1 pseudogene is annotated in these 262 nt (G+C 71.0%); it reads right to left on the bottom strand.

The features are described from left to right. Nucleotides 1-262, bottom strand: a pseudogene (locus tag KVT39_RS36990) (NAD-dependent dehydratase); the annotation flags it as partial.

Below are 262 nucleotides of genomic sequence, written 5' to 3'. Positions count from 1 at the left end.
GAATGCGTGCCGCGACGTCGCCACCCCACCCCAACGCGTAGGCGACGGGTAGCGGAACGCCGAACCGGGGTGGCACGGATCCGCCTGCCGCTGCGGCCGTCTCGTAGAGCTCGCGGGCCGATAGGTATCGCTCGGACACGATGTAGCGCTCGCCGTTGCGACCCTTGTCGGCGGCGAGCAGCAACGCGGCGGCCGCGTCCTCGATGCCGACCACCTGGCTGGCCGTGTCCTTGATGTACACCGGCAACTTGCCCGCGGCGGC

The organism is Burkholderia sp. GbtcB21 (assembly GCF_019091065.1).
GTDB classification, from domain to species: Bacteria; Pseudomonadota; Gammaproteobacteria; order Burkholderiales; family Burkholderiaceae; genus Burkholderia; species Burkholderia pyrrocinia_C.
This window is presented reverse-complemented; position numbering and strand designations above follow the sequence as displayed.